Annotated in this window: 23 protein-coding genes; 20 read left to right on the top strand and 3 right to left on the bottom strand. The window is 40.8% G+C overall.

Translation table 11 applies throughout. The annotated features are described in order from the left end of the window. Positions 1–393: 393 nt before the first annotated feature. Both QNM18_RS23110 and QNM18_RS23105 read left to right on the top strand, forming a co-directional pair. The gene (locus QNM18_RS23110; RefSeq protein WP_284138571.1) at positions 394–2,268 is read left to right on the top strand and encodes a DUF885 domain-containing protein; all 1,875 of its coding nucleotides are present in this window, start codon (positions 394–396) and stop codon (positions 2,266–2,268) included. 166 nt (positions 2,269–2,434) lie between these two features. Further along, positions 2,435–3,637: a serine hydrolase domain-containing protein gene (locus QNM18_RS23105; RefSeq protein WP_284138570.1), complete on the top strand. Its 1,203-nt coding sequence runs from the start codon at positions 2,435–2,437 to the stop codon at positions 3,635–3,637. Positions 3,638–3,677: 40 nt separating this feature from the next. Here QNM18_RS23105 and QNM18_RS23100 read toward each other — a convergent pair whose 3' ends face one another. After that, positions 3,678–5,270 (bottom strand): ABC-F family ATPase, encoded by a 1,593-nt coding sequence (locus tag QNM18_RS23100; protein WP_211008976.1) that lies wholly within the window; start codon positions 5,268–5,270, stop codon positions 3,678–3,680. 376 nt (positions 5,271–5,646) lie between these two features. Here QNM18_RS23100 and QNM18_RS23095 point away from each other — a divergent pair, with 376 nt between their 5' ends. The 3 genes from QNM18_RS23095 to QNM18_RS23085 all read left to right on the top strand — a co-directional run bounded on the left by QNM18_RS23095 (position 5,647) and on the right by QNM18_RS23085 (position 9,609). Then, positions 5,647–7,488 (top strand): methyl-accepting chemotaxis protein, encoded by a 1,842-nt coding sequence (locus QNM18_RS23095; RefSeq protein ID WP_284138569.1) that lies wholly within the window; start codon positions 5,647–5,649, stop codon positions 7,486–7,488. Between the two features lie 9 nt (positions 7,489–7,497). Then, entirely contained in the window at positions 7,498–7,857 is a 360-nt protein-coding gene (locus QNM18_RS23090) for a hypothetical protein (protein ID WP_284138568.1), read from the top strand. 507 nt (positions 7,858–8,364) lie between these two features. Beyond that, entirely contained in the window at positions 8,365–9,609 is a 1,245-nt protein-coding gene (locus QNM18_RS23085) for a tyrosine-type recombinase/integrase (RefSeq protein WP_284138567.1), read from the top strand. Here QNM18_RS23085 and QNM18_RS23080 read toward each other — a convergent pair. Further along, a complete protein-coding gene (locus tag QNM18_RS23080; RefSeq protein WP_284138566.1) occupies positions 9,602–10,006 on the bottom strand; it encodes a hypothetical protein in 405 nt (134 codons plus the stop codon). The two genes, QNM18_RS23085 and QNM18_RS23080, sit on opposite strands and share 8 nt — an antisense overlap. 380 nt (positions 10,007–10,386) lie before the next feature. Between QNM18_RS23080 and QNM18_RS23075 the strand changes: the two genes are divergently transcribed. From QNM18_RS23075 to QNM18_RS23035, 9 genes are all read left to right on the top strand, one after another. Continuing rightward, on the top strand, positions 10,387–10,584 hold the full coding sequence (locus QNM18_RS23075; protein WP_284138565.1) for a hypothetical protein: 198 nt from the start codon (positions 10,387–10,389) through the stop codon (positions 10,582–10,584). 59 nt (positions 10,585–10,643) lie between these two features. After that, positions 10,644–11,522 carry a hypothetical protein gene (locus QNM18_RS23070; RefSeq protein WP_284138564.1) on the top strand — a complete coding sequence of 293 codons (879 nt, stop codon included), beginning with the start codon at positions 10,644–10,646 and terminating at the stop codon, positions 11,520–11,522. Positions 11,523–11,552: 30 nt separating this feature from the next. Then, on the top strand, positions 11,553–11,810 hold the full coding sequence (locus tag QNM18_RS23065) for a hypothetical protein (protein WP_284138563.1): 258 nt from the start codon (positions 11,553–11,555) through the stop codon (positions 11,808–11,810). Positions 11,811–11,830: 20 nt separating this feature from the next. Then, positions 11,831–12,265, top strand: a complete 435-nt coding sequence (locus tag QNM18_RS23060; protein WP_284138562.1) for a DUF2513 domain-containing protein — start codon at positions 11,831–11,833, stop codon at positions 12,263–12,265. A 31-nt stretch (positions 12,266–12,296) separates the two neighbouring features. Beyond that, positions 12,297–12,803 (top strand): hypothetical protein, encoded by a 507-nt coding sequence (locus tag QNM18_RS23055; RefSeq protein ID WP_284138561.1) that lies wholly within the window; start codon positions 12,297–12,299, stop codon positions 12,801–12,803. 80 nt (positions 12,804–12,883) lie between these two features. After that, a complete protein-coding gene (locus tag QNM18_RS23050; protein ID WP_284138560.1) occupies positions 12,884–14,356 on the top strand; it encodes a hypothetical protein in 1,473 nt (490 codons plus the stop codon). 201 nt (positions 14,357–14,557) lie between these two features. After that, a complete protein-coding gene (locus tag QNM18_RS23045; RefSeq protein WP_284138559.1) occupies positions 14,558–14,722 on the top strand; it encodes a bacteriocin-like protein in 165 nt (54 codons plus the stop codon). A 25-nt stretch (positions 14,723–14,747) separates the two neighbouring features. Then, positions 14,748–15,305 (top strand): hypothetical protein, encoded by a 558-nt coding sequence (locus tag QNM18_RS23040; protein ID WP_284138558.1) that lies wholly within the window; start codon positions 14,748–14,750, stop codon positions 15,303–15,305. Further along, on the top strand, positions 15,305–15,688 hold the full coding sequence (locus QNM18_RS23035) for a hypothetical protein (protein ID WP_284138557.1): 384 nt from the start codon (positions 15,305–15,307) through the stop codon (positions 15,686–15,688). The genes QNM18_RS23040 and QNM18_RS23035 overlap by 1 nt, the downstream gene beginning before the upstream one ends. A 55-nt stretch (positions 15,689–15,743) precedes the next feature. On the opposite strand, the gene QNM18_RS23030 is transcribed toward QNM18_RS23035, so the two are convergent. Then, positions 15,744–16,232: a helix-turn-helix domain-containing protein gene (locus tag QNM18_RS23030; protein ID WP_284138556.1), complete on the bottom strand. Its 489-nt coding sequence runs from the start codon at positions 16,230–16,232 to the stop codon at positions 15,744–15,746. Positions 16,233–16,406: 174 nt separating this feature from the next. Here QNM18_RS23030 and QNM18_RS23025 point away from each other — a divergent pair, with 174 nt between their 5' ends. The 6 genes from QNM18_RS23025 to QNM18_RS23000 are packed head-to-tail and all read left to right on the top strand — an operon-like array spanning position 16,407 to position 18,579. Next, on the top strand, positions 16,407–16,682 hold the full coding sequence (locus tag QNM18_RS23025; protein WP_284138555.1) for a helix-turn-helix transcriptional regulator: 276 nt from the start codon (positions 16,407–16,409) through the stop codon (positions 16,680–16,682). Beyond that, positions 16,679–16,963 carry a helix-turn-helix transcriptional regulator gene (locus tag QNM18_RS23020; RefSeq protein WP_284138554.1) on the top strand — a complete coding sequence of 95 codons (285 nt, stop codon included), beginning with the start codon at positions 16,679–16,681 and terminating at the stop codon, positions 16,961–16,963. Before QNM18_RS23025 ends, QNM18_RS23020 begins: the two co-directional genes overlap by 4 nt. Continuing rightward, on the top strand, positions 16,960–17,385 hold the full coding sequence (locus QNM18_RS23015; protein ID WP_284138553.1) for a hypothetical protein: 426 nt from the start codon (positions 16,960–16,962) through the stop codon (positions 17,383–17,385). The genes QNM18_RS23020 and QNM18_RS23015 overlap by 4 nt, the downstream gene beginning before the upstream one ends. A 10-nt stretch (positions 17,386–17,395) precedes the next feature. Continuing rightward, complete coding sequence (locus QNM18_RS23010; RefSeq protein ID WP_284138552.1) at positions 17,396–17,701, top strand: hypothetical protein; 306 nt, start codon at positions 17,396–17,398, stop codon at positions 17,699–17,701. Next, positions 17,698–18,291, top strand: a complete 594-nt coding sequence (locus QNM18_RS23005; RefSeq protein WP_284138551.1) for an SAM-dependent methyltransferase — start codon at positions 17,698–17,700, stop codon at positions 18,289–18,291. Before QNM18_RS23010 ends, QNM18_RS23005 begins: the two co-directional genes overlap by 4 nt. A gap of 9 nt (positions 18,292–18,300) precedes the next feature. Continuing rightward, positions 18,301–18,579: a hypothetical protein gene (locus QNM18_RS23000; protein ID WP_284138550.1), complete on the top strand. Its 279-nt coding sequence runs from the start codon at positions 18,301–18,303 to the stop codon at positions 18,577–18,579. Positions 18,580–18,592: the final 13 nt, after the last annotated feature.

The following is an 18,592-nucleotide window of genomic DNA, read 5'->3' as shown; positions in this document are numbered from 1 at the left end:
CGAGCGGGGTTGATGGTTTATAAATTAATAAGTAAAAAATACAGTGGTTTATGTTTTTTATTTTTTTGTAAGGTACATTGGATAAGCTTTCGTACATGTTGTGATTATTCATTATTATTGAATATGGTTGTGTGGCAAAAAACAAATACAGATGAGTATGATTCAAGTGATGTAACGACAGCGAGTGAATCGTCTTAAATTGTCTGGTTGTAATGATAATAATTGAATTGTTAGCTTACCCAGCTCTTCGAATAAAAATAGAAAAAGCGTTTATATAAGTGACTTATAAACGCGATTTATGTAGATTACTGTTGAATTTGAAATTACACAGAATACAAGCAAATACGGCTAAGTATTCCTACACACTGCGATGACAACATTTGGGGATAAATAATGAAAAAGGTTAACGTGCTGGCAGCGGCTATACTTTTTGCCATTACTGGATGTGCGACAGAGTCCACATCGAATCAAGTTAATAGTGAAAACCTAGCTAAAGCGAAAAAAACAATAAGTAGAGCTGAGGTTGACACCGTAGTCGATAAATATACCAAAACGTTTATTTCTCACCAGCCAGCTTTGGCAACATCTTTGAAGCTTGAAAGTGAAGATTATGGCCGCTATGAAAATAGACTACCCGACTACTCAGTTGCTGGCATGCAAGCGTTGCAGATAGACATGACACATGCTGCCGAGCAGCTCAAGCAGTTGCAATCTGCGCAGCTCAGTGACAAAGACAGATTACATGTGCAAGTTAATGAGGTTATAGCACGGTATTATGCAGGTGACAGTGTATTTTCTGCCGGATACATTGATACTTGGGGTGGACATTTACCTTATATCGTAAACCAGATATCAGGGCCTCTGATGGACGTGCCAAGTATATTGCAAAACCAGCATGAAATTAGCAATATATCTGATGCAAAAGCGTATGTGGAACGTTTAGCTGCGTTTGCGACTATGGTGGACCAAGTCAATGAGAAAGTCGTCAGTGATGCAAAGCGTGGGATCATACTGCCTAAGCCACTATTTCCCAATACTTTATCTTATCTTACTGCGTACACTGAACCAAAAGCAAATGAACATGTACTTGTGACGTCTTTCGCTACAAAGCTAGAAAACCTTGAAGGCGTTAGTGACAGAGCAAAAGCGAGTTTAGTTGAAAGTGCTGCATCAGTGATGGCAATGCAGATATATCCTGCATTTGGTCGTATCACCGCCAAAATGACAGAATTGGAAAAACAGGCCTCAGATAAAGTCGGTATTTGGGCACAGCCTAATGGAGAAGCGTTTTATCAACATGCTATCACGTATTTAGCAGACTCAGACATGACGGCACAACAGATCCATGAAGTGGGCCAAGCGGAAGTGAAGCGTATCACAAAGCGCATGGATGAGATCTTAAAGTCGAATGGCTACACCAAGGGCTCAGTGAGCGAGCGTATGAAGCAATTAAACGAAGAGCCACGCTTTTTGTTTGCTGATAGCGATCAGGGTCGACAGGAACTGTTGGACTTCTTAAAGGGCGAGATTGAAGTCATCAATGAAAAAGCCCCCCAGTACTTTTCGACTCTGCCACCACAAAAAGTAGAAGTAAAACGTATTCCAGTTGAGGTTGAAGCTGGCGCACCTGGTGGTTATTACTATGGCCCTTCTTTAGATGGCAGCCGCCCTGGGGTGTTTGCGATAAATCTCAAAGATATGAAGGCTGTACCAAGCTTTGGTTTGAAAACACTGACATATCATGAAGCGGTACCAGGGCATCACTTCCAAATTGCACTCAATATGTTACAAACCGACATTGGCTTAATGCGCCAAAATGCGTCGTTTAACGGCTATATCGAAGGGTGGGCACTTTACTCCGAGTTACTTGCTTACGAAATGGGCATGTACGAAGGCGACCCATTCGGTGATCTAGGTCGATTGCAAGCGGAGGCATACCGAGCAGCCCGCCTTGTTGTAGATACAGGCCTACACTATAAAAAGTGGACTCGACAAGAGGCAATTGAATATTTTGCTGAGGCGACAGGCTCGGCTATGAGCGATGTCGTCCCTGCAATAGATCGCTATATTGCATGGCCGGGGCAAGCTCTAGGCTATAAGTTGGGTATGCTGAAGTTTGAAGAGCTAAGAAAAGGTGCGCAGAAAGCTTTGGGCAACAAGTTTGATATGACATCGTTTCATGACGAAATTTTACTAAAAGGCGCACGTCCACTGGCGCTGGTTGAACAAGACATTGCTCGCTGGGTTGAAAAACGCAAAGCAATGTAAATTTGTCATGGCTTATGAATGATAACAAGGGGCAATTCGCCCCTTTTTTATGCTTTAAAAGAGAAGCTTGATGTACAACTTGGTACATTTTTAAAAAAAGTAATACGCAATTTTGTGTGCAGGTTCCATATGCTTTAAAAACAATAACAATATGGGTACCAATTCAATGATTTGTAGATTAAGAGAAAGTTTCACCATAGCGATTGCGATATTTAGCTTAAGCGCTTGTGGTGGAGATAACAGTTCAAACACACAAAAAAATGTATCAATACCAGCTCAACAACCGGCACTTAACTCTGTGCACAAAGTTGAGGGCGAGTTTAACTATCAAAAATTAATTGATGACCTCGTTTCTGATCAAGTACACGGTATTATCTTGCATGTTTCTACGCCAAATCGTACTTTTACAGGAAGTAGTGGTACTGCTAATTTAACGACACAAGCGCCATTGCAGCCCGATGCTGTTTATCACCTAGCAAGCACAGGAAAAGTTTTTACTGCACTATTGGCCGTTCAATTGCACCAAGCGGGGCTTTTAGACCTGGATGCGACAATAGATACGTGGTTATCACCGGGGATCATCGAACAAATAGAGCATGGCACGGATATCACTCTGCGACAGTTATTAAATCATAGCAGTGGAATTTACAACTACTCTGATCCGCGAAGCAACGACGCGTATGTCGAGTTTGTTTTGGCAAACTATAAAAAAGGGATCACAAATCAAGATCTCGTTCAATTTGCATTAGGCCAACCAGCCTACTTTAAGCCAGGCAGTGGGGCCGAATACTCTAATAGTAATTATGCTTTGGCAGGCATTATTTTAGATAGAGTATTAGGACACCCAAATGCGCATGCGATGCGAGATCTAATTATCGATAGGTTAGAGTTGGTTAATACTTTTTCGGTTGGCATTGAAAATCAATTTGCTGAGATTACCCCAGGATATGAAAAGCAAAACGGCGAATATATTAATACGTGGCCTATCTTAAGTCATGTAACCTCTTCAGCAACGCCAATAGCGTCAACTGTTACCGAGTTATCGCTATTAATGGAAAATATCTTTAATAATGAGCAGTGGTTGTCGAATCAAGCTCGTGAAGAGCTCATTGGCGCTAAAAGTCGTGCTTCGGTATCTCCGGGCCTTGAATATGTTCTAGGCTTATGGAAAGAGGATATACAAGGGTATACTGTCTATCACCACAATGGTGGGAATCATGGCTATGTGTCTAATAATTTATACATTCCGGAGCTCAATACCAGTGTGGTTTATTTTCTCAACTGTGGACTCAATGATAAATGTTTGGATGCGTTTCAAACGATCGAGCGTGCGGTAATGGAAAGTATTTTGGTAAAGCTTAAGGTGTGATGAGATGCGCGGCGAGCAAGCCGCGCAGCCTCAGCCTGTATCAGTCTTCAATACCTCTGAACTTTAAAAACTCACTATAGGTGCCTTTAAAGTCAGTGATCTTATTGTCTTTAATTTCAAGAATACGCGTTGCTAGAGAGTCAACGAAAACTCGATCGTGAGAAACGAAAAATAGCGTGCCTTTGTACTGTTCAAGGGCTGTATTTAACGATTCAATCGACTCCATATCCATGTGGTTAGTCGGCTCATCCATCAACAATATGTTTGGTTTGTGCATCATTAACTTGCCGAGCAACATACGACCTTGCTCACCACCAGAGAGGACTTTAACCGACTTCTTGATGCTATCTTGAGAGAAAAGCATGCGCCCTAAGAAGCTACGTAATACTTGCTCATCATCACCTTCTTGTCGCCATTGGCCCATCCATTCCATCAGGTCCATATCTTTTTCAAAGTCTTCTGCGTGATCTTGAGCGTAATAGCCAATGTTACTGTTTTCTGACCACTTGAATGCGCCGTTTCTAGGAGCCAATTGACTGGCAAGGGTGTTCAATAAAGTGGTTTTACCTACACCATTTTCACCGATTATCGCGACTCTTTCGCCCACTTCAAAAATACCACTGAAGTCACTAAACAAATCTGCCTCAAAGCCTTGTGATAAGCCTTCAACTTCCAGTGCATTTCTGAACAACTCTTTTGACTGCTCAAAGCGAATGAAGGGGTTTTGACGGCTTGATGCTTTGACTTGTTCCAATTGAATTTTGTCAATTTGTTTTGCTCGTGATGTCGCTTGTTTCGCTTTTGAGGCGTTGGCAGAGAATCGTGCAACGAAAGTTTGCAGTTCAGCAATTTGCGCTTTCTTTTTCGCATTATCAGCGAGTAATCGCTCTCTTGCTTGCGAGGCAGCAGTCATGTATTCGTCGTAGTTACCCGGATAAAGACGTAGTTCACCATAGTCTAAGTCTGCCATATGAGTACAAACACTGTTCAAAAAGTGTCTGTCGTGAGAAATGATGATCATAGTGCAGTTGCGCTCGTTTAAGGTATGCTCAAGCCAGCGAATGGTGTCGATGTCCAAGTTGTTGGTTGGCTCATCTAGAAGCATGATGTGTGGGTCAGCAAAGAGTACTTGAGCGAGAAGTACACGCAGTTTCCAGCCCGGAGCAACTTCGCTCATCAAGCCAAAGTGTTGTTCAGTGGGAATACCTACAGCAAGGAGTAATTCGCCCGCTTTGGACTCTGCCATATAGCCATCCATTTCGGCAAACTTGACTTCAAGATCCGCAACAATCATACCTTCTTCTTCGCTCATTTCTGGCAATGAGTAAATACGATCACGTTCTTGTTTTACTTCCCACAGCTCTTTGTAGCCCATGATAACCGTATCAATTACCGTATATTCTTCGTAAGCGAATTGATCCTGATTAAGTTTAGCAACACGTTCTTGTGGATCATAGCTGACATTACCACCAGTTGGTTCTAACTCACCACTGAGGATTTTCATAAAAGTTGATTTACCACAGCCATTCGCCCCGATTAGGCCATAGCGATTACCTTCGCCAAATTTGACTGAGATATTTTCAAAAAGCGGCTTAGAGCCAAACTGTTGGGTGATATTCGCTGTAGAAATCAAAATTTAATACCTTAATAAATTAGAATCGGCGCAACGTTACCCGCTGCAGCGCTCAACTGCAAGTATTGATATGCAGAAAAATGAGAATTTAGTATATCAAATTACGTCAACCCTTGTGCTTGTTCGAACTAAGACAATATTACAGTCAAATTCGCCATTCTGCTGATTGTTGACTATAAGTTTAACTACATAGACACAAAATGATTAACATCACATGCAATTAACCGTTTCGGCTCGTGTAATGAGTGGGTTTACGGCAGTTGTAGTTTTAGCTTGCATTATTTACATCGTAGCGCTAACAGGGAACATAACTATCGGTGGATCTGTTCAAAAGGTTTCTAATCAAAGTGTTCCAACATTAATATCGGGCAATAATATGCTCCAGTCAGTCTTACTGTCGAGGTTATCTTTGACGCAGCTAGAGCAAGCGCCAACACTCAGTGCGATTAGCGCCATCCGCAATCAATACAATTTACAAAAACAAGACAACGATAAAGCATTAATGCAGTTATCAGAGCTTACTGAATCTGAACCTGAGCTCAGCAGGCCTTTTGACAACTCCAAAAAACTTAACACAGTATTTTTTCAGCGCGCCGATAGTGCCTTCAACAAAGCGGTACTAGCGTTCAAACTAAAAGAGCGTACGGCTGAGGCTGCCAGTGAGTTCACCGATATGGGGGATGAAACACTCAGCTTGGCATATGACCTTGAAGGCATTTCGAATGACCAAAAAATATCTGATGTGGTTAACGCACTGATTGAAAATGTTGAAAATTTAGTAGATGAGGTCAGTGGTGGCCTCACTTCTAATATTACGTTCGAAATCATGAATGTAACGAGTGTTGCCAAAGAATCAATCTCTGACATGGAGCAACAACTGACTGCGCTGAAAAACTCTCCGGAACTCGCGAATTCTGATGCGTTAGGTTTAATGGAAGAGAACTTCTCTCAATTCAAACAGGCAGTTGTCGGTTCAGACAACGCATTACAGTCAAGAATCAACACGCTAAACGAAAAAAAGCAGCTCAGTAACCTCGTTACAGAGGCTTCTGGCTCAGCAGAAGAGTTACAGCTACAGCTAAGGGAGCTGAATGAGAAAATAGGTGGGCTGACGGAGGATGCCCAGCAGGCTGCTGAAGAGGCGATTGAAGAGAGTTTACAGGTGACATCGGCATTGACCGTTGTCACTATCATATTGTCCATCGTGATAGCATATTTTGTGATTAACAGTGTGCGCACGCCATTACATCAGATTATCGATTCAATTAATCGCGCCGCGCAGGGAGACTTAACCGTTCAGCTCGATAACTTTAAACAGGATGAGTTTGGTCGTTTGGCCAGTAATATCCAAAAACTCATTGACACTTTAGCAGGTACACTGAGAGAGGTAACAAGTAACACGCAATTACTCTCTTCAACGGCTGAACAGACCAATATGATTGCGGAACAAAGTTGTAGCAGTGCGTCGCAGCAGAGTGAGCAAATGAGCGCAATGAGTAGCTCAATTTCAGAAATGAAAGAAACAGTGCGTTCGGTAACAGACAGTATTCACAGCACATTAGAACAGGTCCAGCAAGCAAGTAGTGAAGCTGCATCTGGCGAAGAGTTGTTAGTAACCAACGTACAAAATATTAAGGGGCTCGAATCTTCGATAGAAACCTCAGCAAATGCGATTAATCAGTTGAGCAACGAGCTGGAAAACATTAACACTGTGCTGGCGGTGATCCGGAGTATTGCAGAGCAAACCAACCTGCTCGCTTTAAATGCAGCCATCGAAGCGGCTCGAGCGGGGGAACAAGGGCGCGGATTTGCAGTGGTTGCAGACGAAGTCCGGACGCTCGCTAGCCGCTCTCAAGATGCAACCGAAGAAATAGAAAAAGCCATAACCGGATTACAAGATGGTGCAAAAGGTGCAGTCAATACCATGTCTAATTCTCAGCGAGAAACACACAATTGTGTAAGTGGTATAGAAGCTGTTCAAGGCACTTTAAGTGCAATTGTAAACAGTGTTGAAACCATCAAAGATATGAGCCAACAAATTGCTGCGGCATCTGAGCAGCAGAGCCTTGCTGCGGTGAGCCAATACGATAATGTCCAACATATGCATGAAATTACAAACCTTAACTCAAATCATGCGCAGGAAAATAAACAGGCTAGTCAGCAGTTGGCTGAAATGGCAGAGACACTCAGGTTAATGATGAGCCAATTTAAAACTTAGGAGATGACGATGAAACTACTATTAGCAATTGGGGCCGTATCACTGGTACTTAGTGCAATGCCCACTAAAGTCAAAGCTGGCACATGTGAAATCAAATATGTTAGAACGGCATGTCCGGGTAAGGAGAAAATTAGCTATAAAAAGTGCAAAGGAAAGCAGCGCTGCTCTAAATTTAAAGAGGCGACAAGTGCAGCTGAATGTGGGGAAATGGCGGTTAAGTCATGTCGAAACAAGCGCCTGACAATTACCAAATCAAAAGTTATCAATGCGTTATTCGATGGACAGCAGTTAAAGGCCAGTAATGGCAGCGAAGACTTTTGTACTGTGTATGCTAAAGCGTCAGAAGAGTTTAATAAGTGCGGCGGGTAGCGGGGTGTTTTGTTAGTTATAAAGGTTGCTTTTAGGTATTTAACTGCGTAAATGCCTAAAGTGCCATTTTTATCTTAATTGATGAGAGTTTGATGCACAGCAGTCAATGCTTGTTGTAGCCATCAATATATTGCTTAATTAAGAATTCCTTGCCAATTAAGCCGAGTAGCAGATTGTTTCGCAGTAAAAAATTAGCCATAATCGACCTAGTTTGATTTTTTATTTAAGAGCAACCACATATTTGATTTAGTGGCTATGTACTGTCATAGCCAAACATGTTGTTGAATGTTAGCTCATAAATATTTTTAAAAAAGGCCAGAGAATGTGTGAGCTACTCGGGATGTATCGCAAATCTGTTTTATGTTGTCTCATAGTGTTGAAAATCCCCGAAAATAGTCAATTTTAAGATTTAAAACTGTGGATGTTGTCGCATAGAGTGTATATTATCGTTGTCTAACCTGTGACCCAATATGTGACCTATGTGTGGGTCACAGTTTTGGAGGGACAATGAAGTTTACAGACAAACAAATCCAATCACTTAAGCCAAAAGATAAACGCTATATACTCACTGAAACAACGAGTGGCTATGGGGAGGGGCGTTTACAAGTTAGAGTACAAACCACTGGCGCGAAATCTTGGCGCGTGCAATACCACTTTGACGACAAGCGCAAAACGATATCAATCGGCACTTACCCCAATGTAGACCTAAAATCCGCAAGAGCCAAACACGCAAAAATCACAGAGCTGTTATTAGATGGTATTGACCCACAAGCTGATAAAGTTAAAAAACAAAAAATAAAAGAGGCTATTGAAGCAGAGCGAACGTTTTTACAAATGCTTGATGACTTCGACGACTTCATTGCACAAAATTGGGCTGAATCAACGATACGCAGAACACGACTGCTCATCGCACGAAATATTACCCCATTCATTCCTGAAGAATTAGCACCCCATCAATTCACAATTGATGATGCACGGGAGATTATTTATCGCGTTTATAATCGAGGCGCAAAAGAACAAGCGCATTTAACACGCGCTACATTGATGAGTTTACTCAAATTTGCGATTGACTTTGACAACTCACCCGAGCAATACAAAAAGCCAGACATTTACAAAATTAAAATCAATTTCATTCGAGACATTAATTTTGAAACACCCAAAAATGTCGGGGAACGATGGTTAAATGAGCAAGAAATTTACAAAATTTGGCACGCTGAAGACTTACCGCGTAACACACATTTGTATTTAAAACTCGCTATAGCATTAGCGGGCCAGCGTGTATTTGAGGTATATCATTCGATTGAACCTGAATATGATTTTGACGAGATGATTTTCACTATTCCCGTCAACAGAGTAAAAGTGAGATCTCGCGGCGAGCATTTGGTACCGATTGAACCACTTACTGAGTCAATACTCAAAGAGTTACTTTTACAACGAGGGAAACATAAACAATTGTTTCCACATCGTGATCACGAGGATGAGTTTGCACATATTTCAACACTCAGGATGGCGATATTGCGTTGGTGTGATAGACACAAAGTCCCGCGCTTTACTCCCCGCGATATCCGCCGAACGTGCAAAACATTAATGGGCAAAGCAGGCATTAAGCCAGATCACAAGGACTATTTGCAACAGCATCATAAATCGGATGTATCATCGACGCATTACGATAGATACAACTACATGAATGAGAAACGCAGAGCCATGAAAAAATGGCATAGGTTTTTAGCTAAAACGATAGGCGTTAAATAGCTTTTCGAAAGTCGGCCATGTGTACCACTTGGCCGGGTGGCTTTTCTTTTGGTGCGGTGTAATCCATATCAATCAAAGGTAAGCCGCGATCATTGAGCACCAGGTAAACGCGCTCATCAACATGGATACCGACAAAATCCCCCTTTACGTCTATGAACTGATCACCAGTAAACAGCCCATCGCCATTTTTTATCCCTGTAATGCCGTGCATAGTCACGCACTCAAATTGGCGTGTTCTAAAAATGGATGTGAATCCGCGAAATCGGATTGATTTAACAGTGCCGTCAGGCAGTGTGCAGCGAACACTGTCGCCTGTAATACATTTTGTCGGCTCAGCTAAACCGCCACTGGTTAAATACACATGGCCGTAGTTGTGTTGAAATCGAATTACAGGCATAAGTGATACTGGTTAAATGTACAGTTGTTGTATTTTCTGAAATGATGACCGAAAGGTCAAGGTACAGGGCAAAATTGACCTATCAATGTTTGTTTTCTATAGCTGAAAAGTCTTAGTTAGCTACTCAGGTTTTACACTAATTTGCCTGTTGAAAGTTAGATAACTGCTATTTTGAATTCATATTTACGTTCATATTTATTGCAAGTTCTACTTGTGTGAATTAGTATTATCTTACTAAGAGGGAGTTGTTCATAGCGTCTTATGGTGTCGTATGATGTCGTGAAGTGTCAGTAAATCCCGCTAGAAAAGGGCGGAATTGACCTAGTGGGCAGGTATTAAAATGAACAAAATGGACTCTTCTATTAAGGGGAGAAATGGCGATGAATTTATTAAGTTTGTTTAAAAGTAAGCCTGAATCAACTCAGGAAGTTAAAGATAGTGAGCCTGCATTTAAGGTGAGTGCTAGAGGCACAGACTATTTTGTTACTGATGTAGAGTCGCTTTTCAACAGCAAGCAAGTGCAAAAGCAAGCTAAGCTTGCAAGTCAGCATGTTGCAAGACAAAAATCAGCAAGCTAGGACCTAGCTAAAAATAAGACAAAAAGGCGCTTTCAAGCGCCTTTTTTGATAAGGAAATTATGATAAAACCAACTGTAATTTTAATACTATTGTTTACTGTTGCTGGCAGTATCTTCCTAAAAAGGTATCCAAGAACTACTGTAAAATATACAACCTCAGAGGGCTATCATACGTTTATAATGGCTTCATTTGCTGGAATAGTGCTCTATTCTGTAGCCTATATTCTTGTTACAGCTTTTACCCTCGTTTGGCCAGTAGGTGCTTTCTACATTGGGTCATTGTTTAAAAGTTTTGTTTCTGTGCTTATGCCTTCAGTATCTGACGAAGTGCTGAACTTAGCGAGCGTATCAATAATTGCATTTTTGTTGGCTCGCTTCATACCAAGGTGGCAAATAAAGCGAGAATTGAAAAAGGGTAAAGATCCGTTTGTTGATGCTTGGATTGATGATGCGTATGGTGATAAAACACCTGAATTTACATCCCTTGCATTTAAGTCATCTAGATTAGGGTTACCAATAGCCTTTACTCTTTCCAATAAAAAAGTATATATCGGTTTTCCGCTTGAGTTTGGCATGGTCTGTAACGATATTCATGTGCTGCCTCTGATTAGCGGGTATCGGTGCGAGGACAAATTAGATTTGCATTATGTAATTGACTACAAGCCTGTAATACAAAAAATACATGAACAAGAGTATGGCGATATGTCACCAAGGGAGGGGGCTAAGCTTGTTGCTGAAAAATTCAGTATTGTGATCCCGCACAGAGAAATAGTTCATGCAAATTTGCATGATATGGAGTACAGAGATCATTTTAATGAAACTCGTTTCGATAGAGATGAAGTGAAAGCTTCAAATGTTCACTTTGAAACAGATATAACAAAATCTAAAACCACGTTTGGTTCAAGAGCATACACATATTTAAAAAGCTGGTTCAAATAAAAACCACAAACTCATGAAAAGGATATTCTCATGGTTAGTCAAGCATATAGAGAGGGGCAGGGCGCAAGCTCATACAGCGATAACCCCTATGATAAATATTCACAAGAGTACAATGATTTTGAGCGAGGTTATACCCAAAAGCTAAAGCGTAGACCTGATAGCGCTTATAGATGTGAATCAGGCCCTTTGCATGAGGGCTGTGAATTTTCAGAACTAAAAGGCAGTAAGTTTGTAGAAGATAAGCCAAGATGGAATGTTAATTCATATGCTGAAGCACGTAAAAAGTAACACAATTGAGGTAAGGATGAATGAAAATAGACCTAGACTATTACCAGAAAATACTAGAAGTATTTGTTGAATCAGAATATGCAGTTATTGAGCTTGGAGAAGTAATAGAGGCGGTCGGCTGTTTCGACGAAAAATTCCTTTATCACTATATGCGGCTCGCAGAAAATGGGCTAGTTTCAAGCAGCGAAATGACATCTGGTACGTTAGGAGATGTGGGACTGATACAAGATTGTGGAGACTTTTTTCCAGTTAGAAGCAAGTTGATCAGACTTACACAAGCAGGAGATGATTTTGCAAACTCTTTGAACAACAAAGAGGTTTTGGAGAAATTAAAGGCTGAATTCAAAGATGCTCCTTTCAAAGCAATTTTTGATGGAGGCCAAAAAATACTACATCATATTATCAAGAAGAAAGTGGATACGTTGCTACAAGATAGTGGCGAAACTAATTCGTAAGATCACTAACCTTCCCAAGCAACCTGTTTAAATGTACAGTGGTGTTATTCCAAAAGCACGGAGCAACGCCACTTTGACCACCATTGCTTATTCAAAAGACCACGCCCAAATTGCGTGTGATTCACAAACGACTGACGGCAGTGTAATCGTAAGCAATACAACCAAAAAGTGGTTTAACACCCGTTGTGGCTCGCGTGTGTTTTCCTCGGGCGGTACGCTCGACATATATGCATTTGAGCAACACTATAAAAAGGGTGCTGTACTACCTGCAACTATGAGCCTGGTTAAATACATTCGAATTACGCCAGGTCGCGTTTTTTATGGTGAGGTAAAAGGCGGAGTACTCAAAGAGGAGGCGCTAACCACTTCCCATGCAATCGGCAGCGGTGACAAATATGCAATTGCAGGCTTTAAGTTAGGCATAGACGCACAGGCCGCTGTGCAATTGTCGTCAGAGCTAGACCCGCAAACCAATGACAACATTAATACATTTTGTACCAAGTGTGCTAGAACAATTGAAAACTGTTGTTGCAAGTAGGGCGGATACTGTACAAATCAACAAGTTGACCAAGTTTAACGCATAGTTAACATGTTCTTTCAAACTGTCAAGGAGAGAGCATGGATTACGACTTTTTTAAAACTAGCTCAGGCAAATATAGCGCTAAGAAAATGCCTGCACCCAAAACCTCAATTGTAAAAATAAAAGATGAAACTGATCAGGATGAGTTCAGAGAAGATCTCAGAGATTACAAGCCAAGAACTGAGCAAGAGTTTATTCAATGTTATGAAAACTTTTATGATAGTGAACTTGCGTACGATATAGAAATAGAAACCCTTGAAGAAGTGCTATTGGCAAATCGCAAAAATTGGCTTGGCAAACATAAGTGGTTAAGTACCTACTGGGAAGAATTAATAAATACCATTGAGGGGCTTGAAGACTTCAAGCCAAAATTGAATAAGGGCTACGTTCTCTACGATAAGTATGAAGCCGAAGAACTTTTAGAGACAGGAGTGTTTGAATCTAGTAGTGAACTTTCTTTAGAGCAATGGCAGATTAGCTTTAAGAAGCACAAAGTTGGTCCTTTACGTGAATTTGCTGAGGAAGCAGGCATAGAGCCTAAACAAAAAAAGGCAGAGCTTGTTGAACAACTGGCGCAAAAGCAGTTTGATAAGGAAATCCAACTAGACATTGATCACTCGTTGTTACTTAAACCGAAAGTACAATTCTATGAATCAATAGATTTTGTAATTAATGCCTATTTGCAAGATATAAAATCGGGTCTAGATAGTTTTGATTATCCAGAGTATTTCAAAGCCAGTGTTTGGTCGGAGGTTGCGTTAAATCACACCGTTATTGACATCGAAAGCTTTGCTAAAGCACAAATGTTAGAAGCTGGTTGTGATTTCGATGAACCTCTTTCTGGAATTGAATTATCAGCTACTTCTTCACCACAGTTTGAAATAAGCATAACGTCTACGGTCACTGAGCAATCTTCCCAGCGATTGAGCAAACCTCAAAAAATAGCATTCGAATATAAAGATTCTAAAGGCAATATCACATTCAGAGAAATAAGGCTGGATGAGGTAGAAAGCGGTGATAGCGTTAACTTGAAAGGGTTCTGTTACTTAAGGAACACAGCTAGGACTTTTAGAGCAGATAGAATTGAAGGAGGTATAACAGTAGTTGAAACGGGTGAGTACATACCTCTAAATGAGTTTTTACTCAAACATGATATTAATTTGCTAAGCACAGTTTCAAATTCTGCAAAAAGCAAACCTGAAGAAACTATAGCTTATGTTGGCAAACCAAAAGAAATAATTACGTCAGAGCAAATGGAAGTGAGCTTGAAAAAAGTTGGCACATTTATCTGGAGTCTAATTAATTGGGGTTTAGGTGTTTTTGCAGGTCTAGGGGCAGTTGCTGCATTGTTCGTTGACGGTAATCTATTTGGAGCTTTTTGGCTTATGCTGGCTTGCAGCGCAGTGTTACCCCCGTTGAAAGAGAAGATTAGTAATACGTACATTATTTCAAACTGGAAAGGGGTGATGTTGTGGTTTATTGGGTTCTCTCTATTTGGAGCTACTTTATAATGGGTTCTACCTTTCAAAACCGCAATACCTTATTATTGAGATCACTGGCTTAATAACCGCTGTGTTTTTAACCAGTGTTTTCTTGTCACTTATTCCTTAAATGCGCTAAGATACTAAAGCACTTGTTACAAACAACCAATTAAGTTAACATTTGTGCAATATAGGGAATAGGGACATTTCAAAATAATGAATAAGGAATAAATGATGAATCTAAGCCTACGTAAAAAAAACCTTAAAAAGTTAACTAAACAAGACCTCAAAAAAGTTGCAGGTGGGACTACACATGATTCTAGTGAGCCACCTCAGGCTAGGGCATTTGTATTTGACGATGAAGTAATCAGAGAAAAGACCAAGGTTAGTGGATAGGTAAGGCTTAAACTTAAGGAAAAGCATGAATGAGATTTTAGGCGGTATCGGATGGCTTATAAGGGGAGTGGAATTGCTCCTTTTTGTGTTCATGCTTATTCAATTCAAAAAGCATAGATGGAATTTATTCTTCGGTGGTAAGACGTCATGCTTGTCAACTGACGAAAGCGAGATGCATTCGTCATTTATTTGTATAACCTGCGTTCTCTTCTTTTATACCACAGGGCAAGGTTTAGCCAGTAGTATGCTGGAGCTACAGGAACTAGGGAAGTTTGAACTAAGAAGACTATTCTATTTTTCACTAAACGTTAATGCAGCTCTGATGGCCGGAACAATCTATTTTCTTCATCGCATTAGAGGATGTAGGTTTTCAACTACCGCGAAAAGGTGTTTACATTTAACCGTATTGATTGTGTTGATTAATACGATTCAGCTTATTGCTAGAGGGTACTTCGACTTTAATGGATTACAGTCGATCTATAGAGTGCTAACTGTTGGGTGCAATTTACTAGCTTTATATTTTGTAGCTGTGTATCCAGTAACAACTAAATTGAATAAAATGAAAAAAGAGAAGGAAGCTTAATGGAGATCTTGATTTTATCAATAGCCATTTTTGTTATAGTGGTTACATTTGCAATTTTAGCGATGCTAGATTGTGAGAAGGTTAATAGGCTTGAGGCGTATGTATTACTAAAGCTTAAGTTTAGATCAGTTTATGAAAAAATTAGTGAAAAAGATACGGTTACTGCTAGCAGTTCAATAGGCAATGACAATATTTCTTCCCACAATATTTGTGTTGAAATAGGTCAAGCGATGACGGGTGCATCAGATGATCCCACGGAAAAGTTCGACCAACTTAATGCTAGCATTAACAAAGCTAAAGAATACTGTATTCGAATGCAGAGCATCCCAATCAAACTAGAGCCAAAAGAACAACCAAAGCTTAGTGTTGTGAAAAATGGTTAGATTAGCAACTATTTGGGAGGATCGGAATGCCTCCCGGAAGTTCTAAATACTGCTTTTAACCCACGTTTGATTTGCGTTTGGTTCTAGCTGTTTGGAACGTGTATCTAGATTCAATGATAGGGGTCACTTTATTGAGTACGTACTCTGATGCTTTATCAAAATCCATCTTTTCTGTATCCACTTTAATCCATTGAAAAAAACCAAATGTCATAATGCAGTCAGTGACTACTTCTACAAACTGCGCTTTATATCTTTGTTCAGAAATTGCTGATGATGAACTCACATGTTCGTCATTTATACTCTGTCCAGGCATGATTTGACCTGCTGCGGGGCTGGTCTCTCCATTGATGAGCCACAAAGCGTACTGTTTAAAGTCTGTATGGTTAGCAATTGCCAGTAATGGAGGGGCTCCCACTTCAGAGTCACCAGCCTCATACTTTTTGTATGAACTTAATGGAATACCTACCTTTTCAGCAAACTTATTGGCACTCAGGCCTGTTGTTTGTCTGATCATCTTAAATTTTTCACCCAAAGAATTTGACATTGGCTCACTCATGGATCTATATTTGTCACATGGCTCATGTATTGTAATTATTTAGCTCATTGGTGAGCTGGTTGGCCATGTTATTAATGTTTACGCACATAAAACTTAGACTAGCACATGCGGTGTCAAAAGTGGAACCGTCAATGGTGCTGATTATTCTGACACGAGGTTAATATGGATAACTATAGACGTAATTTAGCAGGGGATGTTGTTGGTAATGATGAAAAGTTCCTTCGAGTGGCTGATGTAGTTGAGAAATGCTCTATTTCGAGACCGATGATTTACAAACTTATGGCCCAGAACAAGTTTCCGCCAAGCCACAAAATCAGCAGCAAGCATGTTATTTGGCTGGGTAGTGATGTTGATTTGTGGCGATCTATGGATATCGATGCTTTTCATAAAGAGTATGGAATACAGCTTGAGCTTCAGCAAAAGGAGCAAGCAGCATGAGCGCAGAGTCACTTTATAAGACAAACTTACGCGGTGAAGTAATCACCATTGAAGATCGCTATATGGCAATTAAAGAAGTTGTAGCCAAAACAACTTTAGACAGGTCAACACTGTACGCGTATGAACAAAATTGCGCATTCCCTCAAATGCACAGGCTATCTAAAACGCGCGTAGTATTCTTAGCGTCAGACGTTGAAGAATTCTTGCGACTTGGGTATGAGAACTTTGTAAAGGTCTACGGTGAAACGCTAAGAGCCCGCAAAGGCATGGAGGCAGCATGATTGCTCAACAACTTAAAGAAGTACAAGAAAGTACACCACAGCTGCAAGCAAAGCTAAAAGCACATCTTAAAGCACAGCTAAAAGTCATCAAAGGTTACAAGCGCCCAACCCCACAAGGTTTAAAGGACATTCATAAGCTATTAGGCGACGAACGACACACACCTGGTTATGTTTACACGAACATACTTAACGACAAAGAACGTCAACTACTCACCTTCGTAGCTGGATTTAATCGCATTGAGCAGGGTAAACCGTGGGACCAAATGACACACGACCAACGCGCTGAACTGCGCAAAGCGTTAATGTTCATGAATAACATAGTTATCGGGTTTATAGATGCTAACGCCATGGCCCCACACAAGTTTTACACCAACGTTGCACCGGACGAAGTAGAGCAGCCTCAATACAACTCAGCATACTAAGGATTAGACCATGCGATTATTCAATATCATTGCTGCAATACTGCGCAAAGTACCTGAGTCACCGCAATACACTAAGCGCCGGTTAAACTCTGGGTATCCCGAAGTCTTTGACAATTACTTAGGCGCTTGGGTACTGCAAAAGGTATCAAAAGTAACCCCGGAGCAATACGCAGAGCTACCAGAGTGTAAAAACGTATATCAACACATAATCGGTGTTGATTTAGCTAAAACTCCAGATCGCACCGTTGTTATGCAACCACGTAGCGCTGGCAAGTCTACAAAGCATAAAGCGATGTTAGAAGGGGCCAAGCCATGAGCTCTACAAATAGAGGTACCGAACGCAACAAAGAAGATTACTACGTAACACCACACTGGATGATACGTGAATTTTTAGAAGCGACTGAACTTGGTAGCCCGAACTGTAAAACGGTTTTAGATTTGGGAGAGCGACTTTTAGACCCAGCCGCAGGCGGTTGCGAAAAGTACGAAATGAGTTACCCCACTGTGTTAAATCAATTCAATTTTGAGGTTGATGCATGGGACATTCGCGAAGACAGTCGCGCTGCACTAACTGGCGTAGACTTCCTGAAAACAGAGGGTAAGGGGAGTTACGACACAGTGATAACAAACCCGCCCTTTAAAGACTCAACAGAGTTTGTTGTAAAAGCAATGGAGCATGTGCGCGAGCGTGGACTTATTATTATGTTACAGCGTTTAAATTGGCTAGGCTCAGTCAAACGTTTCCAATTCTGGGGTACGCAACCGCTGCATTCTGTTTTTGTTCACCACAAACGCGCTGGTTTTAACCCAGAAAAGCCAAATGATAAAGACTCAATCGAGTACGCCCACTTTGTATTTCGCAAAGGCTACAACAATCTCTTTGCCCCTAACCTCTACATAATCTAAGGACCGAAAATGACACATATCAAAGACCAAGATCTATCCAAAATACAGCAATTACCTGAAGAAATAAGCAATTACATAGTAAAGCAAATTCAATCTTCACTTAGTTGCTTAAAAAACAACCCAAGTACTTCCAGAAGAAATCTACTTGAAGATTCACTGATTGAGCTAACTCCAATAATGGATTTGCTCGTATTAGCTGATCCATCTGTCATAAACAAATCTACCAAGTTACATGTTTTGCACGCAAAGCTGAACGATGGTTGCTCGCTATTGGATTTTGAGCTTTAGACACTTTAGAAGG

Origin of the sequence: Pseudoalteromonas obscura (assembly GCF_030135505.1) — a bacterium.
Classification (GTDB): Bacteria; Pseudomonadota; Gammaproteobacteria; order Enterobacterales; family Alteromonadaceae; genus Pseudoalteromonas; species Pseudoalteromonas obscura.
This window is presented reverse-complemented; position numbering and strand designations above follow the sequence as displayed.

Excerpts from the sequence above, each read along its gene's own strand:
- QNM18_RS23080 (WP_284138566.1), bottom strand. The coding sequence starts at position 10,006 with ATGCCTGTAATTCGATTTCAACACAACTACGGCCATGTGTATTTAACC.
- QNM18_RS23075 (WP_284138565.1), top strand. The coding sequence starts at position 10,387 with ATGAATTTATTAAGTTTGTTTAAAAGTAAGCCTGAATCAACTCAGGAA.
- QNM18_RS23005 (WP_284138551.1), top strand. The coding sequence starts at position 17,698 with ATGAGCTCTACAAATAGAGGTACCGAACGCAACAAAGAAGATTACTAC.
- QNM18_RS23050 (WP_284138560.1), top strand. The coding sequence starts at position 12,884 with ATGGATTACGACTTTTTTAAAACTAGCTCAGGCAAATATAGCGCTAAG.
- QNM18_RS23045 (WP_284138559.1), top strand. The coding sequence starts at position 14,558 with ATGATGAATCTAAGCCTACGTAAAAAAAACCTTAAAAAGTTAACTAAA.
- QNM18_RS23015 (WP_284138553.1), top strand. The coding sequence starts at position 16,960 with ATGATTGCTCAACAACTTAAAGAAGTACAAGAAAGTACACCACAGCTG.
- QNM18_RS23070 (WP_284138564.1), top strand. The coding sequence starts at position 10,644 with ATGATAAAACCAACTGTAATTTTAATACTATTGTTTACTGTTGCTGGC.
- QNM18_RS23000 (WP_284138550.1), top strand. The coding sequence starts at position 18,301 with ATGACACATATCAAAGACCAAGATCTATCCAAAATACAGCAATTACCT.
- QNM18_RS23010 (WP_284138552.1), top strand. The coding sequence starts at position 17,396 with ATGCGATTATTCAATATCATTGCTGCAATACTGCGCAAAGTACCTGAG.
- QNM18_RS23040 (WP_284138558.1), top strand. The coding sequence starts at position 14,748 with ATGAATGAGATTTTAGGCGGTATCGGATGGCTTATAAGGGGAGTGGAA.
- QNM18_RS23060 (WP_284138562.1), top strand. The coding sequence starts at position 11,831 with ATGAAAATAGACCTAGACTATTACCAGAAAATACTAGAAGTATTTGTT.
- QNM18_RS23065 (WP_284138563.1), top strand. The coding sequence starts at position 11,553 with ATGGTTAGTCAAGCATATAGAGAGGGGCAGGGCGCAAGCTCATACAGC.
- QNM18_RS23085 (WP_284138567.1), top strand. The coding sequence starts at position 8,365 with ATGAAGTTTACAGACAAACAAATCCAATCACTTAAGCCAAAAGATAAA.
- QNM18_RS23095 (WP_284138569.1), top strand. The coding sequence starts at position 5,647 with ATGCTCCAGTCAGTCTTACTGTCGAGGTTATCTTTGACGCAGCTAGAG.
- QNM18_RS23090 (WP_284138568.1), top strand. The coding sequence starts at position 7,498 with ATGAAACTACTATTAGCAATTGGGGCCGTATCACTGGTACTTAGTGCA.
- QNM18_RS23055 (WP_284138561.1), top strand. The coding sequence starts at position 12,297 with ATGTACAGTGGTGTTATTCCAAAAGCACGGAGCAACGCCACTTTGACC.
- QNM18_RS23105 (WP_284138570.1), top strand. The coding sequence starts at position 2,435 with ATGATTTGTAGATTAAGAGAAAGTTTCACCATAGCGATTGCGATATTT.
- QNM18_RS23110 (WP_284138571.1), top strand. The coding sequence starts at position 394 with ATGAAAAAGGTTAACGTGCTGGCAGCGGCTATACTTTTTGCCATTACT.
- QNM18_RS23025 (WP_284138555.1), top strand. The coding sequence starts at position 16,407 with ATGGATAACTATAGACGTAATTTAGCAGGGGATGTTGTTGGTAATGAT.
- QNM18_RS23020 (WP_284138554.1), top strand. The coding sequence starts at position 16,679 with ATGAGCGCAGAGTCACTTTATAAGACAAACTTACGCGGTGAAGTAATC.
- QNM18_RS23030 (WP_284138556.1), bottom strand. The coding sequence starts at position 16,232 with ATGTCAAATTCTTTGGGTGAAAAATTTAAGATGATCAGACAAACAACA.
- QNM18_RS23035 (WP_284138557.1), top strand. The coding sequence starts at position 15,305 with ATGGAGATCTTGATTTTATCAATAGCCATTTTTGTTATAGTGGTTACA.